This window comes from Micromonospora sp. NPDC005087 (genome assembly GCF_042872965.1).
Taxonomy (GTDB): domain Bacteria; phylum Actinomycetota; class Actinomycetes; order Mycobacteriales; family Micromonosporaceae; genus Micromonospora.
Genome location: NZ_JBIALB010000024.1, coordinates 1 through 22,257, shown reverse-complemented (window position 1 = coordinate 22,257; position 22,257 = coordinate 1). Strand labels below are relative to the sequence as shown.

24 protein-coding genes are annotated in these 22,257 nt (G+C 73.6%); 10 read left to right on the top strand and 14 right to left on the bottom strand.

Going from position 1 to position 22,257, the window contains the following annotated elements; genetic code table 11:
- Positions 1-56: 56 nt before the first annotated feature.
- Positions 57-812, bottom strand: coding sequence for an SDR family oxidoreductase (locus ACFYPS_RS32475; protein WP_354962911.1), 756 nt, complete (start codon positions 810-812; stop codon positions 57-59).
- A gap of 102 nt (positions 813-914) precedes the next feature.
- On the opposite strand from ACFYPS_RS32475, the gene ACFYPS_RS32470 reads away from it, so the two are divergent.
- Positions 915-1,751, top strand: coding sequence for a helix-turn-helix transcriptional regulator (locus tag ACFYPS_RS32470; RefSeq protein WP_387329626.1), 837 nt, complete (start codon positions 915-917; stop codon positions 1,749-1,751).
- On the opposite strand, the gene ACFYPS_RS32465 is transcribed toward ACFYPS_RS32470, so the two are convergent.
- Positions 1,682-2,716, bottom strand: coding sequence for a winged helix-turn-helix domain-containing protein (locus ACFYPS_RS32465; RefSeq protein ID WP_387329762.1), 1,035 nt, complete (start codon positions 2,714-2,716; stop codon positions 1,682-1,684). The two genes, ACFYPS_RS32470 and ACFYPS_RS32465, sit on opposite strands and share 70 nt — an antisense overlap.
- A 131-nt stretch (positions 2,717-2,847) precedes the next feature.
- Here ACFYPS_RS32465 and ACFYPS_RS32460 point away from each other — a divergent pair, with 131 nt between their 5' ends.
- Positions 2,848-3,378, top strand: a complete 531-nt coding sequence (locus tag ACFYPS_RS32460) for a nuclear transport factor 2 family protein (RefSeq protein ID WP_387329623.1) — start codon at positions 2,848-2,850, stop codon at positions 3,376-3,378.
- A gap of 127 nt (positions 3,379-3,505) precedes the next feature.
- On the opposite strand, the gene tnpA is transcribed toward ACFYPS_RS32460, so the two are convergent.
- The gene (tnpA, locus tag ACFYPS_RS32455; RefSeq protein WP_387329620.1) at positions 3,506-3,937 is read right to left on the bottom strand and encodes an IS200/IS605 family transposase; all 432 of its coding nucleotides are present in this window, start codon (positions 3,935-3,937) and stop codon (positions 3,506-3,508) included.
- A 23-nt stretch (positions 3,938-3,960) separates the two neighbouring features.
- On the opposite strand from tnpA, the gene ACFYPS_RS32450 reads away from it, so the two are divergent.
- On the top strand, positions 3,961-5,112 hold the full coding sequence (locus tag ACFYPS_RS32450) for an RNA-guided endonuclease InsQ/TnpB family protein (RefSeq protein ID WP_387329617.1): 1,152 nt from the start codon (positions 3,961-3,963) through the stop codon (positions 5,110-5,112).
- A 41-nt stretch (positions 5,113-5,153) separates the two neighbouring features.
- On the opposite strand, the gene ACFYPS_RS32445 is transcribed toward ACFYPS_RS32450, so the two are convergent.
- The 3 genes from ACFYPS_RS32445 to ACFYPS_RS32435 all read right to left on the bottom strand — a co-directional run bounded on the left by ACFYPS_RS32445 (position 5,154) and on the right by ACFYPS_RS32435 (position 7,897).
- Positions 5,154-5,864, bottom strand: coding sequence for a hypothetical protein (locus ACFYPS_RS32445; protein WP_387329615.1), 711 nt, complete (start codon positions 5,862-5,864; stop codon positions 5,154-5,156).
- 79 nt (positions 5,865-5,943) lie between these two features.
- Positions 5,944-6,795 (bottom strand): aldo/keto reductase, encoded by an 852-nt coding sequence (locus ACFYPS_RS32440; protein ID WP_387329613.1) that lies wholly within the window; start codon positions 6,793-6,795, stop codon positions 5,944-5,946.
- Between the two features lie 133 nt (positions 6,796-6,928).
- Positions 6,929-7,897, bottom strand: a complete 969-nt coding sequence (locus tag ACFYPS_RS32435) for a LysR family transcriptional regulator (protein ID WP_387329610.1) — start codon at positions 7,895-7,897, stop codon at positions 6,929-6,931.
- 52 nt (positions 7,898-7,949) lie between these two features.
- Between ACFYPS_RS32435 and ACFYPS_RS32430 the strand changes: the two genes are divergently transcribed.
- Both ACFYPS_RS32430 and ACFYPS_RS32425 read left to right on the top strand, forming a co-directional pair.
- The gene (locus tag ACFYPS_RS32430; RefSeq protein WP_387329608.1) at positions 7,950-8,873 is read left to right on the top strand and encodes a serine hydrolase; all 924 of its coding nucleotides are present in this window, start codon (positions 7,950-7,952) and stop codon (positions 8,871-8,873) included.
- A gap of 154 nt (positions 8,874-9,027) precedes the next feature.
- Positions 9,028-10,005 carry an MBL fold metallo-hydrolase gene (locus tag ACFYPS_RS32425; RefSeq protein ID WP_387329605.1) on the top strand — a complete coding sequence of 326 codons (978 nt, stop codon included), beginning with the start codon at positions 9,028-9,030 and terminating at the stop codon, positions 10,003-10,005.
- Between the two features lie 44 nt (positions 10,006-10,049).
- Here the strand turns inward: ACFYPS_RS32425 and ACFYPS_RS32420 are convergent, their stop codons facing one another.
- Genes ACFYPS_RS32420 through ACFYPS_RS32410 form a run of 3 tightly spaced genes read right to left on the bottom strand, consistent with a single transcriptional unit; the run spans position 10,050 to position 12,457 of the window.
- Positions 10,050-10,589 carry a DUF1697 domain-containing protein gene (locus ACFYPS_RS32420; RefSeq protein WP_387329603.1) on the bottom strand — a complete coding sequence of 180 codons (540 nt, stop codon included), beginning with the start codon at positions 10,587-10,589 and terminating at the stop codon, positions 10,050-10,052.
- A 30-nt stretch (positions 10,590-10,619) separates the two neighbouring features.
- Positions 10,620-11,303: a response regulator gene (locus ACFYPS_RS32415; RefSeq protein ID WP_387329600.1), complete on the bottom strand. Its 684-nt coding sequence runs from the start codon at positions 11,301-11,303 to the stop codon at positions 10,620-10,622.
- Complete coding sequence (locus ACFYPS_RS32410; protein WP_387329597.1) at positions 11,300-12,457, bottom strand: sensor histidine kinase; 1,158 nt, start codon at positions 12,455-12,457, stop codon at positions 11,300-11,302. Before ACFYPS_RS32410 ends, ACFYPS_RS32415 begins: the two co-directional genes overlap by 4 nt.
- 169 nt (positions 12,458-12,626) lie before the next feature.
- On the opposite strand from ACFYPS_RS32410, the gene ACFYPS_RS32405 reads away from it, so the two are divergent.
- The 3 genes from ACFYPS_RS32405 to ACFYPS_RS32395 are packed head-to-tail and all read left to right on the top strand — an operon-like array spanning position 12,627 to position 16,876.
- Positions 12,627-13,412 (top strand): ABC transporter ATP-binding protein, encoded by a 786-nt coding sequence (locus ACFYPS_RS32405; protein WP_387329594.1) that lies wholly within the window; start codon positions 12,627-12,629, stop codon positions 13,410-13,412.
- Complete coding sequence (locus ACFYPS_RS32400) at positions 13,406-15,838, top strand: FtsX-like permease family protein (RefSeq protein WP_387329591.1); 2,433 nt, start codon at positions 13,406-13,408, stop codon at positions 15,836-15,838. Before ACFYPS_RS32405 ends, ACFYPS_RS32400 begins: the two co-directional genes overlap by 7 nt.
- A gap of 54 nt (positions 15,839-15,892) precedes the next feature.
- Complete coding sequence (locus tag ACFYPS_RS32395) at positions 15,893-16,876, top strand: hypothetical protein (protein ID WP_387329589.1); 984 nt, start codon at positions 15,893-15,895, stop codon at positions 16,874-16,876.
- A 2-nt stretch (positions 16,877-16,878) separates the two neighbouring features.
- Here the strand turns inward: ACFYPS_RS32395 and ACFYPS_RS32390 are convergent, their stop codons facing one another.
- From ACFYPS_RS32390 to ACFYPS_RS32375, 4 genes are read right to left on the bottom strand one after another with little or no spacing between them, the layout of a single operon-like run.
- On the bottom strand, positions 16,879-17,442 hold the full coding sequence (locus ACFYPS_RS32390; RefSeq protein WP_387329586.1) for an SOUL family heme-binding protein: 564 nt from the start codon (positions 17,440-17,442) through the stop codon (positions 16,879-16,881).
- Positions 17,443-17,473: 31 nt separating this feature from the next.
- Positions 17,474-18,223, bottom strand: a complete 750-nt coding sequence (locus ACFYPS_RS32385) for a hypothetical protein (protein ID WP_387329583.1) — start codon at positions 18,221-18,223, stop codon at positions 17,474-17,476.
- A 2-nt stretch (positions 18,224-18,225) separates the two neighbouring features.
- Positions 18,226-19,023, bottom strand: a complete 798-nt coding sequence (locus ACFYPS_RS32380) for an ABC transporter permease (protein WP_387329580.1) — start codon at positions 19,021-19,023, stop codon at positions 18,226-18,228.
- Positions 19,020-19,916 carry an ABC transporter ATP-binding protein gene (locus tag ACFYPS_RS32375; RefSeq protein ID WP_387329577.1) on the bottom strand — a complete coding sequence of 299 codons (897 nt, stop codon included), beginning with the start codon at positions 19,914-19,916 and terminating at the stop codon, positions 19,020-19,022. The genes ACFYPS_RS32380 and ACFYPS_RS32375 overlap by 4 nt, the downstream gene beginning before the upstream one ends.
- Positions 19,917-20,048: 132 nt before the next feature.
- On the opposite strand from ACFYPS_RS32375, the gene ACFYPS_RS32370 reads away from it, so the two are divergent.
- Positions 20,049-21,302, top strand: coding sequence for a sensor histidine kinase (locus ACFYPS_RS32370; protein WP_387329574.1), 1,254 nt, complete (start codon positions 20,049-20,051; stop codon positions 21,300-21,302).
- On the top strand, positions 21,281-22,009 hold the full coding sequence (locus ACFYPS_RS32365; RefSeq protein ID WP_387329759.1) for a response regulator: 729 nt from the start codon (positions 21,281-21,283) through the stop codon (positions 22,007-22,009). Before ACFYPS_RS32370 ends, ACFYPS_RS32365 begins: the two co-directional genes overlap by 22 nt.
- 80 nt (positions 22,010-22,089) lie before the next feature.
- Here the strand turns inward: ACFYPS_RS32365 and ACFYPS_RS32360 are convergent.
- On the bottom strand, positions 22,090-22,257 hold a 168-nt coding region (locus tag ACFYPS_RS32360; RefSeq protein WP_387329756.1), incomplete at its 5' end, for a zinc ribbon domain-containing protein.

Genomic DNA, 22,257 nt, shown 5'->3' with positions numbered 1-22,257 from the left:
ACCGGTGGGCGCCCGCGTGCCACCCTGCCGGCTGGAGCGCACTCCAGGTCAAGCGTTCACCAGGGCAGCACCCCGTACCCGCCGCCGGCGTCCATCTGGAAGCCCCAGAGCAACCCGCTCGGCCCGTCCGCCGGCAGCGTCGCCAGGTGCACGCTCACCTCGGCGCCCTGCTCCGGGGTGCGGAAGCCGCTGTTGCCGTTGAGGTCGGTGGCGCAGTAGCCCGGGTTCGCCGCGTTCACCTTGATCGGGGTGTCCCGCAGCTCCTTGGCGTACATCGCGGTGAGCATGTTCAGCGCCGCCTTCGACGACGGGTACGGCACCGAGGTCAGCGCGAACAGCGCGCCGTCCGGGTCGGTCATCACCGCGATCGAGCCGACCTCGCTGGAGACGTTGACGATCCGGGCCGCCGGTGCCCGGCGCAGCAGCGGCAGCAGCGCGTTGGTCACCACCGCCACCCCGAACACGTTCGTCTCGTACACCCGGCGCAGCGTCGCCACGGTCGTGTCGCTGGGCAGCGCCCGCGCGCCGTCGCCGAGCACGATGCCGGCGTTGTTGACCAGCACGTCCAGCCGTCCGTACTCCTGCTCGACCAGCTTCGCGGCCGTCGCCACCGACTCGGCGTCGGTGACGTCCAGCGGCACGAACCGGGCGTCCGCGCCGCCGTCGCGCAGCTCCCGCTCCGCTGCCCGGCCCCGCTCGGCGTCCCGCGCGCCCACCAGCACGGTCATTCCGAGGCTGCCGAGCTGCCGGGCGGTGGCGAGGCCGATTCCCTTGTTGGCCCCGGTGATCAGGGCGATCATGTTCGTCGTCATGTCCTCGACGCTGCCCGTCCGGCCTGCCCGGCGGGAGAGACCGGCCGAGGCTGGGACCGGCGGTACCACCCTCGCCGCCGCCGGCTGAGGCACGCTTGACGCATGACCGACCTGCGTCGTGACGAACTGGCGGCGTTCCTGCGCACCCGCCGCGCCCGGCTGCGCCCCGCCGAGGTCGGGCTCCCCGAGGGCGAACGCCGACGCACCCCCGGGCTGCGCCGGCAGGAGGTGGCCCAGCTCGCCGGGATGTCGATCGACTACTACATCCGGTTGGAGCAGGGCCGCGGCCCGCACCCGTCCCGGCAGGTGCTCGCCGCGATGGCCCGGGCACTGCTGCTCAGTCGGGACGAGCGCGAGTACCTCTTCCGGGTCGCCGGGGAGACCGCGCCGCCGGCCGGCGGGCCGAGCCGGGTGGTGCCACCCGGGCTGCGGCACCTGATCGACGCGATGACCGAGACACCGGCGTACCTCGTCGACGCCGCGTACCAGGTGCTGGCCTGGAACCGGCTGGCCACGTACTTCGTGGGGGATCTCGCCGCCGTGCCGGACGCGGACCGCAACATGATCCGCTGGACCTTCCGGCGCCCGGCGACCGACAGCCACTGGACCGACGCCGAGACCATCTGTTTCGTCCGCAGTACCGTGGCGGACCTGCGGGCCGCCTACGGCCGCTACCCGGCCGACCCGGCGATCCGCGAGCTGGTCACCGAGCTGCTCGGCACCTCGCCCCGGTTCGCGCGGCTCTGGGCGGAGCACGACGTCGAGCAACGCCGCCCCATCGTCAAGCGAGTGCCGCATCCCGAGCTGGGGTCGTTGGAGTTCGAGTGCCGGGTGCTGCACGTGCCGGAGACCGACCAGCGGATGATCGTCTACGTCCCCGAGCCCGGCTCGGCCACCCAGGCGGTGTTCCGCCGGCTCGCCGAGCGCGTCGCACCCTGACCCGGCCGGCAGCCGATCAGCTCGTCCCCGTGGGCGGATCGCCGGTAGAGCACGCTGTGCCGTTCCCGCGCGCGGACCACCAGGCCGGAGCGCAGCAGCACCCCCAGGTGGTAGGAGACGGTGGCCGGGGCCAGCCGGTGCCGCTCGCTGAGCTGCCCGGTGGACCGGGGCACGTCCAGGTCCGCCAGGATCGCCGCCCGGCTCGCACCGACCAGGTCGTCGAGCCGGCCCGCCCGGCGCTGCTGCGCCCGCCCGGCGCCGATGGGGTAGACCAGCACCGCGTTGCCCTCGTCGCAGAGCTGGGTGGACAGCTGCGGCCAGGCCAGCGCCGACGGCGCGAGCACCAGCTCCGCGCCGGTCAGCGCCGTGGTGATCCGGTACGAGCTGTCGATGGTCAGCGACCTGCCGGTCCAGCCGACTTTCGGGTGCAGGCTGTTCAGCATGCTGCCCACCCCGGCGGTGGCCATGGCCGTGGCCCGGACCGCCAGTTCGGCCTCCAGCGTGGCCCGCACCGACGGCCACTGCTCGGCGAGCGCGGCCAGCCAGAAGTGCCGCAGCCCGTCGGTGACCCGCCGGGCGAGGGTGCCGTCCTCGACCGCCGCGCGGACCCGCGCCGGCATCCCGCCCGCTGGGAACCGCTCGTGCACCTGCGTCGCCACCTCGCCGGCCGGGGTCGCCGCCATGGCCGCCAACTGCTGGTCGAAGACCGCGTCGAGCGGGCCCAGCGGCGGCTTCGGCGTGAGCAGGTCCGGCGTGTAGCCGAGCCGGCCGGGTGGCGTCACCAGCGCCGCGACCAGGGCCACGTCGGGATGCCGCAGCGCGGCGCGGGCGGCCGGACCCGGATCGCCGTGCACCGGATGCCCGAACCGGGACAGCGCGGCCCGCAGCCAGGACGTCACCTCCGCGGCCGGCGAGATCGCCAACCGGAGCCGGGCGAGGCTCGAGCCGTCCAGATGCGCGACCATCACAGCGCGGATCGTACAAGCGGCGGCATCGATGTGCGGCCCGCATTCGAGCTGGGTCGAATCACTACCCGGCGGTGCGGCGGGCCGGGTTGGCTGCGACGGCACAGCCAACCCGTCCTGAGGAGAACCCGATGCGCCCACCTGCCTCTGCCCGCCCCGCCGGCCGGCTCGGCCGCACGATCGCCCTGCTCGGGCTCACCGCCGGCCTGCTGGCGGCCGCTCCCGCCGCGGTGTCGGCCGCCACCCCCGGCCCGGGTGACACGCCAGCCGGCGACGCGACGGCCCGTGGCTGCGAGCGCGCCTTCGACCGCGCCGTCCGGGCGTACGTGGAGACCACCGCCCGGCGTGACCTGGACGGCTTCGCCGCGTTGCTGCACCCCGACGTGACCTCCGTCTTCGCCTCCGACGGTGAGGTGCTCGACGGCAAGCGGGCCACCGTGGACTGGCTGCGCGGGTTCTTCGCCGACGACTCCTGGACGCAGTCGTTCAGCGTGGCGAAGCAGACCGTGGTGGGCTGCCACACCGGCTTCGTGCTGTTCGACTCCGTCTACGCGGTGCCGGCAACCGGCACCCGCGTGCCGCTGCTGATCGGGGTCAGCTACACGTACCAGCACGGCCGGTGGCTGGTGCTGCAGAACCAGGACTCGGTGGGCCGCATCTGACCAGGGGGGTCACCATCCGGGGGGAGGGGCGGGCGCGGCAGCAGCGGCGCCCGCCCTGCGGCAGCGTTCAGCAGTTGATAAAGCGGGAACCCCGGCCGTTCAGCGTTCAGGGCCGGGAGGAACGCTGTCACGGGCCGGGACATTTCTGGCTCTCGATGTACTCCTTCACGACCGCCAGCGGTGCGCCGCCGCACGATCCGGCGAAGTACGACGGCGACCACAGGTGGTTACCCAACAGATATCGGCGCAGGTGCGGGCCGTGCTCTTGCCGCAGATACCGGGCCGATACGCCTTTGAGTGAGTTAACCAACTTCGATAGAGCGACTGTGGGTGGGTAGTGCACGAGTAGGTGTACGTGGTCGTCTTCGCCGTTGAACTCGCGCAGCTGCGCGCCGAAGTCGTTGCAGACAGCAGCCATGATCTGTTGGCAGCGGGTAAGAATTGGGTCGGTGAGCGCCCCACGGCGATACTTCGTGGTGAAGACCAAGTGTGCGTGCAGGTTGTAGACGACGCTACGACCACGCCGCACGTCCGGGTCCGGGGCCCATCGAGGTGACATAGACCAAATGATACGGTGGGCGCGTGAAGCTGGTCGTGCAGGTCAAGCTCCTGCCGACCCCCGAGCAGGCGTCAGCGCTGGATGCGACCCTGCGCGCCTGCAACGCCGCAGCATCCGACGTCGCGGCAACGGCGCGAGAGAACGACTGCTACCGCAACTACGACCTGCGGCGACACACCTACCACGGCATCAAAACCGGCTACCGGCTCGGCGCCCAGGCCGCCCAGCACGTCATCAAAAAGGTCGCTGACGCCTACAGCACACTTGCGGCGAACCTGCACGCAGGTAACTACGGCAAGCCCGGATCGAGGCGTCGTAGCAAGGTCGAGACCAACTCGATCACGTTTCGCTGGGACGCCGCACAGCCGTATGACGCAAGGATGCTGTCGTGGCGGCACGACGCCCACACCGTCTCCATCTGGACCGTGGGCGGGCGACTCAAGACGGTGGCGTTCACCGGGTCCGCCGACCAGTTGAAGACGATCGCGGCCCATCCGATCGGCGAGTCCGATCTGGTGCATCGCGACGGCATGTGGTTCCTGTACACCACCGTCGAGATCCCCGAGCCGCGCGTGTTCGAGCCGTCCGGGTTCCTCGGGGTCGACATGGGCGTAGCAAACATTGCCTACGACTCCGACGGCACCCGGTACGCCGGGAGTCAGCTCAACCGCTACCGCCGCCGCCAGCAACGGCTGCGCGCCCGACTCCAAGCCAAAGGCACCCAATCCGCCCGCCGGCTGCTGGCCCGCCGGCGAAAGAAGGAAGCCCGGCACGCCGCGAACACCAACCACATCATCGCCAAGACCATCGTGACCGAGGCTGCACGCACCGGCCGCGGAATCGCCGTCGAGAAGTTGACGGGCATCCGCGACCGGGTCCGGCTGAGAAAGCCCCAACGGGTCACGCTGTCGTCGTGGTCGTTCCACCAGCTCCGCGCGTTCCTCACCTACAAGGCGAGGCGCGCGGGTGTACCGCTGGTAGAGGTCGACCCTCGGTACACCTCCCAGACCTGCGCGGGCTGCGGATACCGCGACAAGCGGAACCGCCCCGACCAGGCAACCTTTCTCTGTCGGTCATGTCGGGTCGTTGCCCATGCCGACCACAACGCGGCCCTCAACATCGCTGCGCGCGGTGTCGTGGGCTGGGGCGCAGTCAATCGCCCACACGCGGCCTGACCTCGCAGCCAGCGAGGGCAGTGATCCGCAAGCCCGCCCATTCATGGGTGGGTAGTTGACGCGATCTTTTCCAGAGCGGCGACCGCGAGCGGCGCGATCTTCGCGATCAGCGCGGTGCCGGCCGCCAGGTCGCCGTTGCCCGCCGAGGCGTCCACCTCCATGACGAAGTTGCCGCGCACCAGGAGGAGCGTGCACTGGTGCCGGGTCGCCTTGCCCTTCAACCGCTCGCAGAAGGTAATCACGTCCGGGCCGTTCGGCACCGGCGGGGGTGAGGGCCGCAGGATCGTCGACGTGCGCCCGTCGTCGGGCACCTCGTACTGCTTGCACGTCGACAGGACGGACCGCAGCTCGTCGGCGAGCTTGCGGCCGGGCACCTTCAGGTAGCCGACCACGTACTGCCGGACCCACACGCTCTCGCCGTCCCAGGTGCGCTCGCGGTAGGCGGTGCGTTTGATGTCCGACGGCAGGCTGGCCCTGCACAGGGAGATCAACTTCCACGCGTCGGTGTTCTCGTCGGTGTACTGGGCGGTCTCCGGGTTGAACTGGGCGTCCAGGTCCAGCATCGCCTCCGTCACCCGGCTGCGGACCTCGGCGGTGGAGGTCGGCGCCGGGCGGGGCTTCGGCGGGGTCGGCGAGGCCGACACCGCCGGCGCGGACCAGCGGGGGGCCTCGGCGGCCTGGCTCGGGGCGCAGGCCGCCGGCCCGAGTAGGAGCAACGACAGCAGAGCCAGGGTGGTACGGCGGAGCGACATCGCCGGGGGCGGTCCTTTCACGTGCGAAAGGGGGCCCGACCGGGCCCCCTTTCTCTGTGCGCCGTCACCGGCCGTGGCGTTACGCCGGCAGGTACGCGAAGGTGTCCGGGTTGCCGCCCTGCCGGCCCGCCTCACCCTTGTCCAGACCGGTGATCCGCTCCATCGCCGTGTCGTCCAGCTCGAAGTCGAAGATCCGGGTGTTCTCCTCGATCCGCTTCGGGGTGGTCGACTTCGGGAAGATGATGTCGCCGCGCTGCACGTGCCAGCGGAGCACCACCTGCGCCGGGGTCCGGTCGAGCTGCTCGGCGATGTCGGCCACCGTCGGGTCGCCCAGCACCTTGCCCTGCGCGATCGGCGACCACGCCTCGGTGAGGATGTTGTGCTCGCGGCCGTAGGCGCGGACCTCCTCGTTGCCGAAGTACGGGTGTGCCTCGATCTGGTTGACCGCCGGCACCACGTCCGCCTCGGCGGCCAGCCGCCGCAGGTGCGACACCTGGAAGTTCGACACGCCGATCGAGCGGGCCCGGCCGTCGCGCTGGAACTCCTCCAGCGCCTTCCAGGTGGAGACGAAGTCGCCGTCGTACAGGGTCGGCAGCGGCCAGTGGATCAGGAACAGGTCGATGTGGTCCATCTTCAGCGCCGACAGCGTCGAGTCGAACGCCTTGCGGGCGTCGTCGGGGCGGTGGAAGGCGTTGTTCAGCTTGCTGGTCACGTAGACCGCGTTCCGGTCGAGGCCGGACTCGCGGACCGCCTGGCCCACCTCGGCCTCGTTGCCGTACATCTCCGCGGTGTCGATGTGCCGGTAGCCCACCTCCAGCGCCTTGGTCACCGCCGCGACGGTGTCCTTCGGCTCGATCTGGAACACCCCGAAGCCGAGCTGCGGGATGGTCGTGCCGTCGTTCAGGCTGATGTCGGGAATCGTGTTGGCCACTGCGGCTCCTTCGCGTCTTCGTTCAGGGCACCCGGGCGCGGAGTCACGTCCACCCGTGCCACCTGTCATCCCTACCCGCGCGGGAGGCCGAATCACCGTTCGTCGCGGCGTGACGAGCGCAACGGTGGCTTTTTCACCCCGTGGTGTCGAACAGCACCGGCCAGGGGCGCGCCGCGGGTACCGACGGCGGGGTGCCCGGCGCGGGCGGCGTCGGCTCGGCGCCGGCCAGCACCTCGGCGGCGAGCTGCCCGAACATGGGTGCCGCCGGATGCGCCGACCGGTCCGGCCAGGCCGCCGAGGTGCGCTTCGCCAGCGGCGCGCCGGCGATCGGCCGCCAGGCGATCCGGGGCTCCCGGCGGGCCACCGTCGCCGGCTCGACGGCCACTGCGCCACCGGCCAGCACCAGGCCGAAGAGGAACTCCGGGTTGCGGGCCGGTCGGACCCGGGCCGGCCGGTAGCCGTGCCGGCGGCACACGTCGAGCAGGTGGTCGTGCCAGCCCGGCGCGGTGGCCCGGGGCGCGGCCACCAGGTCCAGGTCGGCCAGCGTGGGGAGCGTCACCTCCCGGCCGCGGGCCAGCGGCGAGGTGCGGGGCAGCAGCACCCCCAGGGGTACGTCGACGGGGGCGCCGAAGCGCAGCCCGTCCGCCGCCACCGGGTGGTGCACCAGACCCACGTCCAGGGTCCGTTCGGTGAGCATCCGCACCTGTTCGCTGCTGGTCAGCTCGTGCAGCTCCACGTCCAGGCCGGGTGCCCGGGCGGTGAGCGCGTCCAGCAGCAGGCGCAGTGTCACCGCCGGCGTCTCGGGTGGCACCCCGGCCCGTAGGACGCCCAGCTCGCCCGCGCGGACCTGCCCCATCAGGTTGCGCAGCCGGCCCTCACCGGCGAGCAGTTCCTCCGCCTCGCCGAGCAGCAACTCACCGGCGGTGGTGAGGCGCACCTGGCGGCGGGAGCGGTCGAACAGCTCGACCGTCAGCTCCCGCTCCAGCCGCTGGATCGACTGGCTGAGCGGCGGCTGGGCCATCCCGAGCAGCTCCGCGGCCCGGCCGAAGTGCAGCTCGTGGGCGACCACCACGAAGTGCCGCAGGTGCCGGAGCAGATCCACCGCCCGGACCCTACGCCAGCGCCGGCCCGCTGCCGCTGGATACCGTGCCGGGGTGGACGTGGGGGAGCACATCGAGGCCATCTTCGCCGAGGTCGGGGTGACGGCCAGCCTGCACGCCGTCGACCTGGACGCCGTCGACCTGACCGTCGAGCACCACGGCGGTCCGGCCGGCGGTGGTCGGGAGGTCGGGGTACGGGCCGACGAGCAGGTGGTGATCGCCTCGATCTTCAAGATCCTGCTGGTGTTGGAGTTCGCCCGGCAGGTAGTCGCCGGTCAGCTGGACCCGACCGAGCGGGTCCTGGTCACCGCCGCCGACCGGCTCGGCGGGTGGGGGCTGGCCGGCTGCACCGACGACGCCGAGGTGTCGCTGCGCGACCTCGCGTACTTCGCCATGTCGGTCAGCGACAACACCGCTGCCGACCTGCTGCTGCGCCGGGTCGGCCCGGACCTGCTGCCGATGCTCGCCGCCGAGCTGGGGTTGACCCGTACCCGCGTGCTCGGCGGCCCGCGCGACCTGGTCGAGGGGATGCTCGCCGACGTGGGCGCGCGGAACGAAACGGAGTTCGCCCGGATCTTTCCCACCCTGCCGGCGGACCGGGTCTGGGCCATGCGGGTCTTCGACCCGACGCGCACCACCTCCAGCACGGCCCGGGAGATCACTCGACTGCTCACGCTGATCTGGCGGGACGAGGGCGGGCCGCCGGAGGCCTGCGCGATGGTCCGCACCTGGATGGCCCGGCAGATCTTCTGGACCCGGCTGGCCGCCGCTTTCCCGCCCGGCGTCCGGGTGTCCGGCAAGACCGGCACCCTGCCCGGCCTGCACCTGGAGGCCGGGGTCGCCGAGTACCCCGACGGCGGCCGGTACGCCATTGCCGTCTTCGCCCGTGCCGACCGGCTGACCCCGCGCCGGATCGACGTGGACCTGGCGATGGGGCATGCGGCCCGCACGGCCGTCGAGGCGCTGCGCGGCGACTGATTTTCAGCCGTCCGAGCATCGGCGCATCGTCGCTGAGCAGGCCCGATATGCGGCGGCGTATCGGAGCTGGCGGCCTTCGATCTTGGACCTGGGCGCGGTGGCGCTGATTGGCTCCTGTCGAACCAATCGCCCGACCACGGGGAGTAGATCCGTCATGCCCAGTCTCGACCGCCGCCGCTTCCTCCGCGACGCCGCCGCCACCACCGCCCTGGTCTCCGCCGGCGGCCTCGCCGCCACCTCCTCCGCCCCGGCCCAGGCCGCGCCGCCGACCGCCGCCCCCGCGCCGACCAGCCGCCGCCGCGGCGCGGTCAGCTTCCGCTGGTGGGGTACGGCCGGCTGGCGCATCGACATCGGCGACCGGACCGTGCTGGTCGACCCGTTCCTCAGCCGGATCGACACCGGGCTGTTCACCGGGCCGTTCAACCCGGCCAAGGCGTTGACCGTGCGCACCGACGTGATCGACCCGCGTGTCGACCGGGCCATGACGGTGCTGGTCACGCACACCCACTGGGACCACTGCATGGACGTGCCGTACATCGCCAAGCGCACCGGCGCGCGGGTGTTCGGCACGGTGACCGCGTACCACCTGGGCTTGGCCTACGGCCTGCCGTCGACGCAGCTCAGCGTGGTGAAGGGCGGCGAGGTGCTGGACTTCGGCGACCACAGCGTCGAGGTGGTCGGCTCCCTGCACAGCCGCAACGCGACGTACTCGGTGGCCTTTCCCGGGGTGCGGGTGAGTCAGCCGGCGCAGCCCGCGACCATCGCCGACCTGCCGGAGGGGGACACCCTGGGCTACCTGCTGCGGGTCGACGGCGGCCCGTCGGTCTACTTCACCGGGGCCAGCGACGTCGCCGAGCGCAACCTCACCGGCCTGGCGCCGGACGTGGCCATGGTGGCCATGCAGAGCGCCACCACCACCGGCGACTACCTGCCCCGGCTGCTGGCCGGGCTCGACTACCCGAAGGTCGTGGTGCCGGTGCACTGGGACAACTTCGAGACCGAGCTGCAGAACCCGCCGGTCGTCGCACCCGCCGACCGCCTCCGGCTGGACGACATGATCGCGGCGGTGCGCCGGATCTCGCCGCGCAGCCGGGTGCTGGTGCCCGAGTACGAGACCGCGTACCACTTCTGACCGGCCCGGGCGGGGGGTCGCGGTCTTGCGTGACCCCCGCCGGGTCAGCCGGCCGCCAGCTCGGCGAGGGCGCGCACCGACTTCCAGTTCCGGGTGGTGGCCACCACGCCCAGCTTCTTCTCCAGGTACGCGTTGGTGAACTTCGACCGCCCGTAGCCACCGTCGGGGAAGTGCAGGTAGACCTCCCGGCCGGTCACCGTGAACGCCACGTTCTCGCCGCCGGGCACGGTCAGCGCGTCCACCGTGGACCGCTTCGGGGCGGTGGCGAGGAAGGCCACCAGCAGCCTCGTCGGGTCGTCCTCCCGCTCGGCGTACGGGTTGCCACCGGCCACCGCCGCCAGCTCCCGGGCGCTGCGTACCAGCACCGGCACGCTCAGACCCAGCTCGTCGGCGAGCGCCCGCTCGATCCCGCCGGCCAGCTTCTCGGCGTCGCGTACTTTGCTGCCGAACACCACGTTGCCGCTCTGCAGGTACGTCCCGGCGTCGTCGTGCCCGAGGTCGGTCACGAGCCGGCGCAGGTCGGCCATCGCGAGCCGGGTGGAGCCGACGTTGACCCCGCGCAGCAGGGCGACGTACCGGGTCATGGCTTCTCCTCGGGTGCGCGGTCGACCCGCTCAGCGTAGGTCGGTCGGCCTCGACCCGCCGGGACCTACCAGGCCCGTTTCGTAGGCGACGATGACCAGTTGCGCCCGGTCGCGCGCCGCCAGCTTCGTCAGCAACCGCCCGACGTGCGTCTTGACCGTTGCCGGGCTGAGACTGAGGTGCGCGGCCAACTCCGCGTTGGACAGGCCCCGGGCGATCAGCGCGAGCACCTCCCGTTCCCGATCGGTCACCCCGTCAAGGTGTCGGGGCAGCGGCCGGGCCGGCTCCGGCCGGCGGGCGAACTCGTCGATCAGCCGGCGGGTCACCGTCGGCGCGAGCAGCCCCTCGCCGGCGGCGACCACCCGGATCCCGGCCAGCAGGTCCGCTGGCGGGGTGTCCTTGAGCAGGAACCCGCTGGCTCCGGCGCGCAGCGCCCCGTAGACGTACTCGTCCAGGTCGAACGTCGTCAGGATGATGACCCGGGTGCCGGCTGTCGCCGGGTCGACGCAGATTCGCCGGGTCGCCTCGATGCCGTCCATCTCCAGCATCCGTACGTCCATCAGCACCACATCCGGCCGGTGTTGTGCGGTCAACGCGACGGCCTCCACGCCGCTGCCCGCCTCGCCGACAGTGGTGAAGTCCGGAGTCAGATCGACCAGCAGCCGGAAGCTGCCGCGCAGCAGCGCCTGGTCGTCGGCGATCAGCACCCGGATCACGCGGCCATCCGGTAGGGCAGGTTGGCCGTCACCGCGAAGCCGCCGTCGGAGCGTGGTCCGGCGTGGAACTCCCCACCGTGCAACGCCACCCGTTCCCGCATGCCGATCAGCCCGTGCCCCTCCCCGGCGTTCGACACGGGGCGCCGGCCGTCGTCGGTCACCTCCACCCGCACCTCCCTGGGCGTGACGGTCACTGTTGCCCGGCAGGTGGCCGGCGCCGCGTGCTTCACCACGTTGGTCACCGCCTCCTGCACGATGCGAGACACCGCGAGGCCCACCGACTCGGGCACCACGCCTTCCGGTTCCTCCCGCCGTACGTCGAGCTGAACGTCGACGCCGCCGATCGCCGCCTGCCGGGCGAGGACGGGCAACTCGTCCACCCCGGGCGTCGGGGCGTACGGGGTGCCCTCGCGCAGCACGCCGAGCACCCGGCGGACGTCGGTGAGCGCGTTCCGGCCGGTCTCCTCGATCACCCGCAGCGCGGCCCCGGCCTCACGCGGGTCCGCCTCGGCGACGTGGTTGGCGACGGCCGCCTTCACCACGATGAGACTCAACGTGTGCGCCACCACGTCGTGCAGCTCCCGGGCCACCCGCAGCCGCTCCTCGGTGGCGGCCTGGCGGATCAGGTGCTCGCCCTGGCGGGCGGCCAGGGCGCGGCGCTCCCGGATCAGCCAGCCGATCAGCCAGGCTGGCGCGATCATGACGGCGGCGTAGACGACCGCACCGGTCCGCGACCAGAGGTCACCTGCGGTCAGCACCAGGGCGACGCTCACCAGAGCGAGACAACCGGCGGCGCAGAGGATCGATCGGCGCGTGGCCGTCGACATGGCCACCGTGTAGAAGGACAGGCCGATGGCGAACGCCGGTGCGGCGGCGGCGAAGTTGGGGATCACCCCGGTGATCAGAGCCACGGTGGTGCTGCCGCTGATCACGACGGCGACTGTGATCGGCCACCGTCGCCGGACGGCCAACGGCAGCCCGAGAGCCATCCCGACGAGCACGGATACCCAGAGCGGCTCGCGTACGCCACCGTGCAGCGGCGACTCCAGCGCCGCGTACGGGCAGAGCAGCCCGCCGACCGCCACGGCCAACAGGGCATCCACGGTGTACAGATCAACCGGCCGCAGCCGCCGGGACAGCAGGAGAGCGGTCACCCGGTAGACGGTATCGGCCCACCACGGCGACCGCGTCCACCTGCGGGCCGTCATCCTCGGGAACGACGTCGGGTCGTCCACCGAGCCGTGGGTCCACCCGGAGGAGGGTCGGAAAGTGTCCGCGCTGGCACGACGCGCGGCACCTGCCGCAGCGGGCACCGTGGCGGTCATGACCACACACACGGTGACCCTGACGGGGCTGCGCGCGGTGTACGGCACCGGGACCCGGCGGGTGACGGCGCTCGACGGCGTGACCACCAGCTTCGCGAGCAGCACGTTCACGGCGGTGATGGGCCCCTCAGGCTCAGGAAAGTCCACCCTGCTGCACTGCGCGGCGGGGCTGGACCGCCCGACCGAGGGGCTCGTCACGATCGACGGCACGCCCCTGAACGACCTCGGCGAGGACGCGCTGACCCGGCTGCGGCGCGACCGGATCGGTGTCGTGTTCCAGGCGTTCAACCTGGTGTCCACGCTGACCGCCGCGCAGAACGTCGAGCTGCCGATGCGCCTCGCCGGCCGCCGTCCACCGGCCCGGGACATCGCCGCCGCGCTCGACGCCGTGGGACTGGCCGACCGGGCCGGGCACCGGCCGAGTGACCTGTCCGGCGGTGAGCAGCAGCGCGTCGCCGTGGCCCGCGCGTTGATCACCCGACCGGCGGTGGTCTTCGCCGACGAACCGACCGGGGCCCTGGACAGCGCGGCGTCCCGGCAGGTGCTCCAGCTGCTGCGCGCGCTCGTCGACGACCACGGGCAGACCGTCGTGATGGTGACCCACGACCCCGCCGCCGCCGCGTACGCCGATCGGGTTCTTCTGCTCGCCGACGGCCGCGTCGTCGACGAGCTGACCGGTGAGATCACCGCCGCCGCCGTCGCCGCGCGAATCGCCGAACGGGAGACAGATCCGGTCGGTCCCTCCCGGCACGCGATGGAGACGGTCGCGGAGCCGTCATGCTGAACATCCGGCGGTCGGCCAGCGCGTTCGTGGCCGTCGCCATCGGGGTCGCGCTGGTCGCGGCGGCCACCCTGCTGCTCGCCTCCGGGCGCCCGCAGGTGCCGGACCGGCTGACGCAGGCGGCGGTGGTGGTGCAGAGCCCTGAGGCGGGTGCGCCGGCTGACTCGTTCGTGCCGAGCCGGCCCTGGTCGGCCAGCGTGGCGGCGGAACTCACCAGCAGGCTGGCCGGTCTGCCGGGCGTCGCGGCGGCGATGCCGGACCGGACCTTCTACGCCCAGCCGCTCGTCAACGGCCGCCCCGCGGCCACCGATGCCCAGCGGGAGGACGCCCACCAGGGGCACGGCTGGTCCAGCACCCGACTGGGCGGACTGCGCCGCACGGCCGGTGAGCCGCCCCGGAAGCCCGGCGAGGTGGTCGTCGACCGTGCGCTCGGGCTGCGTACCGGCGCGCCGGTCACCCTTCTCACGGCGGCGGGCCCGGAGCCGTACACCGTCAGTGGTCTGGTCGACGCGCCCGGCGTCTACGTCGCGGACGAGGTCGCCGCCGCGCTCGCGCCCGGCGTCCGGGCCATCGGGCTGGTGCTCGCGCCGGGCGCCGACCCGGAGCGGGTCGCCGTGGCGGCTCGCGGTGTCGTCGGCGGCGACGGACGGGTGCTGACCGGCGACGCGCGCGGCGCGCTGGAGCCTCGCAGTGACGCCCGTACCCGCTGGATCGGCATGCAGGTGCTCACCGCCACGGCAGCCCTCGCCGGCTTCGTCACGGTGTTCGTGGTCGCCTCGACCTTCGCGTTCACCATCGCGCAGCGCCGCCGCGAGCTGGGCCTGCTGCGCGCCGTCGGCGCCACCCCACGCCAGGTCCGCCGCATGGTGTACGCCGAGGCGCTCGCCGTCGGCGCCGGCGCCGGGCTCGTCGGCCTACTGGTCGGCGCGGCGCTCGCCGCGGCGTTGGGTGGACTGCTGGTCGACGTCGGCTTCGAGCCGGCGACCTTCCAGGTCCGCTACGAACACTGGCCGGTCGCGGTCTCGCTCGCCGCCGGGCCGGTGATCGCGCTGCTGGCCGTCTGGTCGGCGTCGCGCCGAGCGGCGAGGGCGCGCCCCTTGGAGGCGTTGCGCGAGGCGGCGGTGGAACAGCGGCCGATCGGGCGGCTGCGCACCGCCACCGGCGCGCTGCTGGTCGCGGCGGGCGCCGCGCTCAGCCTCGGGACGGCGACCGCCGACGAAGCCCGGGACGCGGCGACGTACGCCCTCTACGCGGTGATGGCCCTGGTGGCCGGTGCCACCGTGCTCGCCCCGGCGGTGGTCGGGCCGGTGGTGCGGCTGCTGCGGTCTCCGGTGCGACGGCCGGGCGGCGCGATCGGGATGCTGGTCCGGGGCGGCGCGTTGACCGCGACCCGGCGGACCGCGTCCACAGCCGCGCCAGTGCTGCTCACGGTCGCGTTCGCGGTGCTGGTGTCCGGGATGGTGCGGACCACCACCGCCGCGTATGCGGCAGGTCGGACGGACAACGTGAACGCCGGCTGGGTCGTCGTGCCCGACCGGACTCCCGGGCTGTCGGACCGGGCCGTCGCCGCGACCGGCGGCACCGCCCTCCTGCCGACCACCGTCTTCCGCACCGACCCCGGAACATCGCCGGAGAACCGGCCACTGACCGCGCTCGGCGTGGACTCGGTGGGCTTCGCCGCCGCGAACCGGGCACTCACCGTCGTCGCCGGCTCGCTCGACGACCTGCGCGGTGACGACACGGTGGTGGTCACCGCCTCGGCGAATCTGCTGCCGTCCGAGCCGTACGCCCTGGTCTTCGCCGACGGGGCGTTGCTGTCGCTGCGCATCGTCGCCGTGGTCAGCGACGACTCACTCCCCGGCGACCTGCTTGTGCCCCGGGCCGTGGTGCGAGCGCACGACCCGTCGGCGCTGACCTCCACGGTGTACGTCCGGGACCGGATAGATCCTCCCGCCGGCGCTCGGGTCGTCGACGTCGCCACCTGGGCGGCCGAGGCAGACGCCGCTGAGGACCGCCTCGTCTGGCTGTTCACGCTGCTGCTGATCGGTGTGTCCGCCGGCTACGGGGCCATCGCGGTGGCAAACACGCTGCTGCTGGCCGCCGCCGGCCGGGCCGCCGACCTGCGGCTGATCCGGCTGGCCGGCGCGACCCGACGGCAGGTCCTCTGGCTGGTCACGGCCGAGTCCGCCCTGGTGGTGCTGATCGGCGCGGCGCTCGGCGGGAGCGTGGCGTTCGCCGGTCTGCTGAGCATCCGCGCCGGCCTCGCCGAGCAGGTCGGCGCGCCGGTGGACCTCGTCGTGCCGTGGTCGGTGGTCGGCGGCGTCGTCGGCCTCTGCCTACTGCTCGCGGTGATGGCGAGTGTGTTGCCGACGTGGCGGCTGCTGCGCCACCGTCCCGCCCGGTCGCCGGTGGGCACCTTCGCCGGATGACCCGTCCCGTCCCGAGGGCCGCCGCGGTGGGCGCCGGGCCGCTACCGTTCACCGATGCGATCTGCGCGCCCGGTCGGGCTGCTCCTGTCCGCCGCCGCCGTGCTGCTCTGGGCGATCGGCATGACGGTGCTGCAACCGCTCACCGAGCCGATCGGCCCCTGGTCCGAGCGGCTGCCGGGCAACAACGCCTACTGGGCGCGGGACGTGCGGTTCACGGCGATCGTCGCGGTCGTCCTCGGGCTGGTGCTGACCGGCCGCGGGCGCCTGCGGTGGGCCGGGCCTGCGGTGCTGCTCGGCGGCCTCTGGCTCGCCGCCGACGTCACGATCGACCGGGCCGACCCGACCGGTACGGGGCCGACCGTGCTGCTCGCCGCCGGCGGCTGCGCGGTGCTCGGCGTGCTGGCGGCGGTCCTGCGTTGGCGGGAGCGCGGCGTACCCCGGGCCGGCGCGGACCGGCGGGTGCTGACCGGCGCGGCCTGCGTGGCGGGGGTGCTGACGCTGGTGGGTGCCGGCATCGAGTCACCGACCGACCGGGAGCCGGAGCTGAACCCGGCGGCCTTCGCCACCGGCGTACTGCTGGTCACCCTGACCATCGGTGCCGCCCTGGCGGCGGCTCCGGCCCGGACCCGGGCCCGTTGCGTGCTGGCGGTCGGGCTCGGCGTGGCGGCCGTGTCCGGCGTCGGACTGATCCGGGCGGTCCCGCCCGGCCCGCGAGCCCTGCCGGAGCTGGCCCTCGGGGCGGTGCTGCTCACCGGGGTCACGCTGCTGGCGTGGGACTGGCCGGGCGGCCGGCCGGTCTGGTGGCACCACGCGGTGGCCGCCCTCGCCGCGCTGGTGGGCCCGTTGGCGATGCTGGTGGTGGTGGGCATCGCCATGATCGTGCTGCTGCCGATCGGCGCGACGTTCACGGCGCTGGCCGGCAACAGCCCGATCAACGCGGCCGACTCCGACGTGCTGCTCTCGCTGGTCGGGCTGCTCGCCGGGCTCGGGATGGGGCTGCTGCTGGCCTGGCCGCCCGCGCTCGGCTACCGCCGCTGAACTCACTCCACGACCGGCAGCACGACCTCGTTGCGGCGCAGGAACCACGGCTTCCACGGCGGGTCGAAGCGGGCGTACCGGATGGCGCCGGTCGGTTGCAGCCCGGCCGCGGTGACCGACCGGCCGAGCATGGTGGCCCGCTGGCCGAACGCCTTCTCCGTCCACCGCCCGGAGAAGCGCATCGCCGCCGCGAGCTGCGCCGGGACCTCCCGGATCCGCACCCGGGGGTCCACCGGCTCGGGCAGGGTGGCGGCGGTGAAGCTGGCCGGCATGACGAACTGGACCAGGTACGTGTCCGGCTGCTCGCCCTCCTCCTGGACCACCGGCGTGGTCATCGCGATCTTCTCCGTGCCGGTGGCCTCCTGCATGACCGGCGCGGTCATCCCGATCGGGTGCCGGGCCCGGTTGGCACCCCCGATGTAGGCGGCCAGCGGCCGGAACGCCTCCATCGGGGCCCGGGTGAACGACGCCTGGATCTGCATCTCGGCCACCAGGTGGGCCGGGTACCGGCGCAGCTCGAAGCCGGGGTGTCGGGACACCACCCGGTACGGCTGCTGCTCGGTCATCGCGCGCTCCCAGGATCTCCTGGGACAGACGCTACCGCCCGTCCGACCCCTGCTCGGCCGAAGTCGGCTCCTCCGCCCCGGGGGTGACCGCCCGCCCGGTCAGCCGCCAGTACTGCCGCTTGCGCTCGTCGCGCAGCACCACTCCGATCCGGCCCAGCTCCCGGCGCAGTGCCCGGGCGTCGTCGCGCCGATCCCGCTGGATCGCCCGTTCGCGGGCCCGCAGCAGGGCGTCCGCGCCGGCGGGCAGCCCGGGCAGGTCGGGCACCCGGAGCCGGTACGCCGACCGGTGCGGATCGCCGTCCGCCCACCCCCAGCCGTGCGTGCGGAACGCCGCGGCCAGGCGGGGGCCCGGCAGGTCGGTCGACTCCCGGACCAGCTCCGCGCTGTCCGCGTCGAGCAGCACCAGATCTCCGCTGTCGACGAAGACCACCCGGGTCTCGGCCCGCGTGACGTGCCGGTCCTCGCCGGCGCGGCGTAGCCGGACCCGCGCCGCGTCGACGGTGACGACCAGCCGTTCGGCGGTGCCCACCCCGGCGATGACCAGACCGGCCAGCGCGCCCACCGCTGCGGTGCCGGCGATCGCCTGCTGCTCGGGCAGCCGGTCCAGCAGGTTGAACAGCCACTGCACGGGTGCCCAGGGCAGCCCGGCGACCCAGCCCGCCGCCAGCGCGAGCAGGGCGCCGGCGCCCGCGCCGAGCAGCGGGAAGCCGCCCCACAGCACGACCAGCTCGACCGGCCCGCCGGTGACGACGGTGCGCGGGCCGTAATCCTCGCCGGCCATGCTCAGGACACCTCGCGGCGCAGCGTCCGGAACAGGCCGGCGGCCAGCGGGAGGACCATCCAGACCAGCAGGGACACCGCTATCCGGCCCCACTGTTCGCCGGTGATGGCGTCGCTGCTGAACAGCGGTTCCATGGTCCGGCTGGTGTCCAGCCAGCCGGCCGGGCCGCGCAGGGGCCGGACCAGCTCGCCGAGCACACCCCAGAGGGTGGGCAGCAGCAGGTAACCGACGATGGCCAGCGGTGGGTTGAGCAGCAGCAGACCGAAGGCGGCACCCATCAGCACGCCGGTGACCTGGAAGATCGCCGCGTTCAGGATCAGCGCCACGTCGATCTGCCAGGTGCCCGCGCCGCCGGTGGCGGACGCCAGCGCCGTCCCGGCGGCGGCGACGGCCAGGCTGGCCAGCACCGAGGCGAGCGCGGTCACCACCACCGCGATCAGCTTCGCGGCCACCACCCGCTCGCGGCGGGGCACCAGGGTGTACGTGGTGAGGGCGGTGCGCTGGGACCACTCGCTGGTGATCGACAGGATGCCGAGCACCGGCAGCAGCACCCCGATCGGCAGCAGCGACGGGGTGAAGAAGTTGACGAACGTCTGCTCGGCGTCCCTGGCGTAGATCAGCTGGATGGTGACGATCGCGGCGGCGACCAGGCCGATGGTGATCAGCAGCCAGCGGCCGGCCCGGGTGTCGACGAGCTTGCGCAGCTCCACGGCGGTGAGTCGGAGCAGCGACGGGCGGCGTACCGGAGCGTGCTGCCGGGGCGTGACGGCGCCGGCGGCGGGCACGGTGGTGGTGCTCATCGGACGGCCTCCTTGGTGGATTCGCCGGCGGTCAGGGTGAGGAAGAGCTGTTCCAGGCCACCGCCGTCGGCGGGGCGCAGCTCGGCCAGCGCGACGCCGGCGTCGGCGGCGGCCTGGCCGACCGCCTCGGCGTCGGCCTGCACCAGCAGCCCGTCGCCGCCGTCGGCGGCGGTCAGGCCGGCCGCGTCCAGCGCCCGGCGCAGCGCCGCGCCGTCGCGGGCCCGGACCAGCGTGCCGCCGCCGGCGAGCAGTTCGTCCTTGTTGCCCTGGGCCACGATCCGGCCGCCCCCGATAACCACCAGCCGGTCCGCGACCGCCTCCACCTCGCGCAGCAGGTGGGAGGAGAGCAGCACGGTGCCGCCCCGGTCGGCGAAGTCGCGCAGCAGGCCGCGCATCCAGAAGATCCCCTCCGGGTCCAGGCCGTTCGCCGGCTCGTCGAGGATCAGCACCCGAGGGTCGCCGAGCAGCGCCTGCGCGAGGCCGAGCCGCTGGCGCATGCCCAACGAGTACGCCCGTACCCGCCGCTTCGCGGCCACCGCGTTGAGCCCGACCAGGTCGAGCTTCGCGGCGACCTCCCGCCGGTCCAACCCCATGGTGTACGCGGACAGCGTCAGCGCCTCGCGGCCGGTCCGCCCGGCGTGCTGGGCGGAGGCGTCCAGCAGCACCCCGACCTCCCGCCCCGGGTTGGGCAGCTCCCGGTAGGGGCGCCCGGAGACGGTGGCGTGGCCGGCGGTCGGTGCGGTCAGCCCGCAGATCATTCGCATGGTGGTGGACTTGCCGGCGCCGTTCGGGCCGAGGAAGCCGGTGACCGTGCCCGGCTCGCACTGGAACGACACGTCGTCCACCGCCGGGTGCGGCCCGTATCGCTTGGTGAGGTTCTCCACGGTGATCATGTCGTCGAGACTGCCCGCGCCGCCCGGCCATCCGCTGCGGCCACCGGTCGGCGCCGCACCGACCTTGGTCGACGCGTGGGTCTCGACTTTGGTAGCTGGTCGCGGTGCCGGTCGGCTGCCTAGCATTGCCTCGTGACCAGCCTCGCCGTGCCGGAACACCCCTGGCTGCTGCCCGGGGCGCTGGCCGACGCGGCCAACCCGGACGCGGCGACCCGCCGGCCGCGCCGCACCACCCGGGACTGGGCGGTCGACACCCTGGCCTTCCTGGTCTCCCTGCTCTGGGTGCTGTTCGCCACCGCGGACGCCCTGTCGCCCGACCCGGCCGTCACGACCCCGCTGCCGCACGACTGGATGATCGGCGCGGACGCGCTGCTCGGGCTGGCCTGCTGCGGGCTGCTCTGGCTGCGCCGGCGGTGGCCGCTCGGGCTGTTGGTGGCCACGACACCGCTGACGCTGTTCTCGATGGCCGCGGCCATCCCGCTGGTGATCCTCTACTTCACCGTGGTGGTGCACCGGCGCACCGCCGTCGCGGTGGCGATGACCGGCGTGGGTCTGGTCACCAACATGGTCTTCAGCTGGCTGCGCCCGGACCCGGACATGCCGTACTGGGCCACCGCGACGTGGGGCGTGGTGATCAGTTTCGCCGTGCTGGCCTGGGGGATGTTCGTACGGGCCCGGCGGCAGTTGATCGTGTCCCTGCGGGATCGGGCCGAGCGGGCCGAGGCGGAGCAGCAGCTGCGGGTCGCCCAGGCCCGCCACCTCGAGCGCACCCGGATCGCCCGGGAGATGCACGACGTGCTGGCCCACCGGATCTCGCTGCTCAGCCTGCACGCCGGCGCGCTGGAGTTCCGCCCGGACGCGCCCCCGGACGAGGTGGCCCGGGCGGCCGGGGTGATCCGGGGCAGCGCGCACGCCGCCCTGCAGGACCTGCGCGAGGTGATCGGAGTGCTTCGGGCCGAGGGCGACGGCGATTCCCCGGAGCCCCCGCAGCCCACCCTCGCCGACCTGCCCGCCCTGATCGCCGAGTCGCGGGCGGCCGGGGTGCGGGTGAACGTCACCGACAGCGTCGGCGCGGCAAAGGACGTGCCGGTGGCGCTGGGGCGGGCCGCGTACCGGATCGCGCAGGAGGGTCTGACCAACGCCCGCAAGCACGCGGCCGGCGCGGCCGTCAGCGTGGATCTTGCCGGCGGGCCGGGCCCTGGGCTGACCGTGGCGATCAGCAACCGGTGGCCGGTGGGCACCCCGACCGGGGCGCAGCTACCGGGCGCCGGCACCGGCCTGGTCGGCATCACCGAGCGGGTCACCCTGGCCGGCGGCCGGTTGGCGTACGGCCGGGACGACGCGGGCGACTTCCGGTTGGCCGCCTGGCTGCCGTGGCCGGCGTGACCGGGTTGCCCGGCGAGACCGGGGCCGGTGCGGGTGTCACCCCGGTGCGGGTGCTGATCGTGGACGACGACGCCCTGGTCCGGGCCGGGCTCTCGATGATCCTCGGCGGCCTGCCGGACCTGACCGTGGTCGGCGAGGCGGCCGACGGCGGCGAGGTGCCGGCCGCGGTCGCCGCGTACGCCCCGGACGTGGTGCTGATGGACATCCGGATGCCACGGGTGGACGGGCTCACCGCCACCGAGGCGCTGCGCGCCCAGCCGCACCCGCCGGAGGTGCTGGTGCTGACCACCTTCGACGCCGACGAGCAGGTGCTGCGGGCGCTGCGCGCCGGGGCGGCCGGTTTCCTGCTCAAGGACACCCCGCCGGCGGACATCGTGCACGCGGTGCGCCGCGTGGCGGCCGGCGAGGCGACGCTCTCCCCGACGGTGACCCGGACGTTGATCGCCCACGTGACCGCCGCCGCCCCGGGCCTGGCCGGCCCCGACCCGCGCCGGGAGCGGGCGCTGCGGCTGCTCACCGGGCTCAGCGAGCGGGAGCGACAGGTGGCGGTCGCGCTGGGCCGGGGCTGCACCAACGCGGAGATCGCGGGGGAGTTGTTCATGAGCGTGGCGACGGTGAAGGCGTACGTCTCCCGGCTGCTGACCCGGCTCGACCTCAACAACCGGGTCCAGGTGGCCCTGCTGGTGCACGACGCCGGCCTGGTCTGACGTTGCACTCATTGGTCAGCTTCTCGACCTTGAAGGGCCGAGCTTGCGGATCGTGACGGCTCGTGGTGATGAGCACGAGGTCACGCCGCGTTCGGCAGGCTGACGGCTGCCCAGCCCGTAACGCCGCGTGCGGCGATGTTGCGGGCTGCGTTCCGGTCGGCGTGCTCAGCGAAGCCGCACGACCGGCAGTGGAAGGTGGATTGGTTGGGCCGGTTGGCCTTGGCGACGTGTCCGCAGGCGGAGCATCC

Bases quoted from the DNA above. Each gene is read 5' to 3' on its own strand.
- ACFYPS_RS32395 (WP_387329589.1), top strand. From the start codon at position 15,893: ATGCGATCTGCGCGCCCGGTCGGGCTGCTCCTGTCCGCCGCCGCCGTG.
- ACFYPS_RS32470 (WP_387329626.1), top strand. From the start codon at position 915: ATGACCGACCTGCGTCGTGACGAACTGGCGGCGTTCCTGCGCACCCGC.
- tnpA (WP_387329620.1), bottom strand. From the start codon at position 3,937: ATGTCACCTCGATGGGCCCCGGACCCGGACGTGCGGCGTGGTCGTAGC.
- ACFYPS_RS32385 (WP_387329583.1), bottom strand. From the start codon at position 18,223: ATGGCCGGCGAGGATTACGGCCCGCGCACCGTCGTCACCGGCGGGCCG.
- ACFYPS_RS32465 (WP_387329762.1), bottom strand. From the start codon at position 2,716: ATGGTCGCGCATCTGGACGGCTCGAGCCTCGCCCGGCTCCGGTTGGCG.
- ACFYPS_RS32380 (WP_387329580.1), bottom strand. From the start codon at position 19,023: ATGAGCACCACCACCGTGCCCGCCGCCGGCGCCGTCACGCCCCGGCAG.
- ACFYPS_RS32390 (WP_387329586.1), bottom strand. From the start codon at position 17,442: ATGACCGAGCAGCAGCCGTACCGGGTGGTGTCCCGACACCCCGGCTTC.
- ACFYPS_RS32405 (WP_387329594.1), top strand. From the start codon at position 12,627: ATGACCACACACACGGTGACCCTGACGGGGCTGCGCGCGGTGTACGGC.
- ACFYPS_RS32460 (WP_387329623.1), top strand. From the start codon at position 2,848: ATGCGCCCACCTGCCTCTGCCCGCCCCGCCGGCCGGCTCGGCCGCACG.
- ACFYPS_RS32445 (WP_387329615.1), bottom strand. From the start codon at position 5,864: ATGTCGCTCCGCCGTACCACCCTGGCTCTGCTGTCGTTGCTCCTACTC.
- ACFYPS_RS32400 (WP_387329591.1), top strand. From the start codon at position 13,406: ATGCTGAACATCCGGCGGTCGGCCAGCGCGTTCGTGGCCGTCGCCATC.
- ACFYPS_RS32425 (WP_387329605.1), top strand. From the start codon at position 9,028: ATGCCCAGTCTCGACCGCCGCCGCTTCCTCCGCGACGCCGCCGCCACC.
- ACFYPS_RS32475 (WP_354962911.1), bottom strand. From the start codon at position 812: ATGACGACGAACATGATCGCCCTGATCACCGGGGCCAACAAGGGAATC.
- ACFYPS_RS32420 (WP_387329603.1), bottom strand. From the start codon at position 10,589: ATGACCCGGTACGTCGCCCTGCTGCGCGGGGTCAACGTCGGCTCCACC.
- ACFYPS_RS32375 (WP_387329577.1), bottom strand. From the start codon at position 19,916: ATGATCACCGTGGAGAACCTCACCAAGCGATACGGGCCGCACCCGGCG.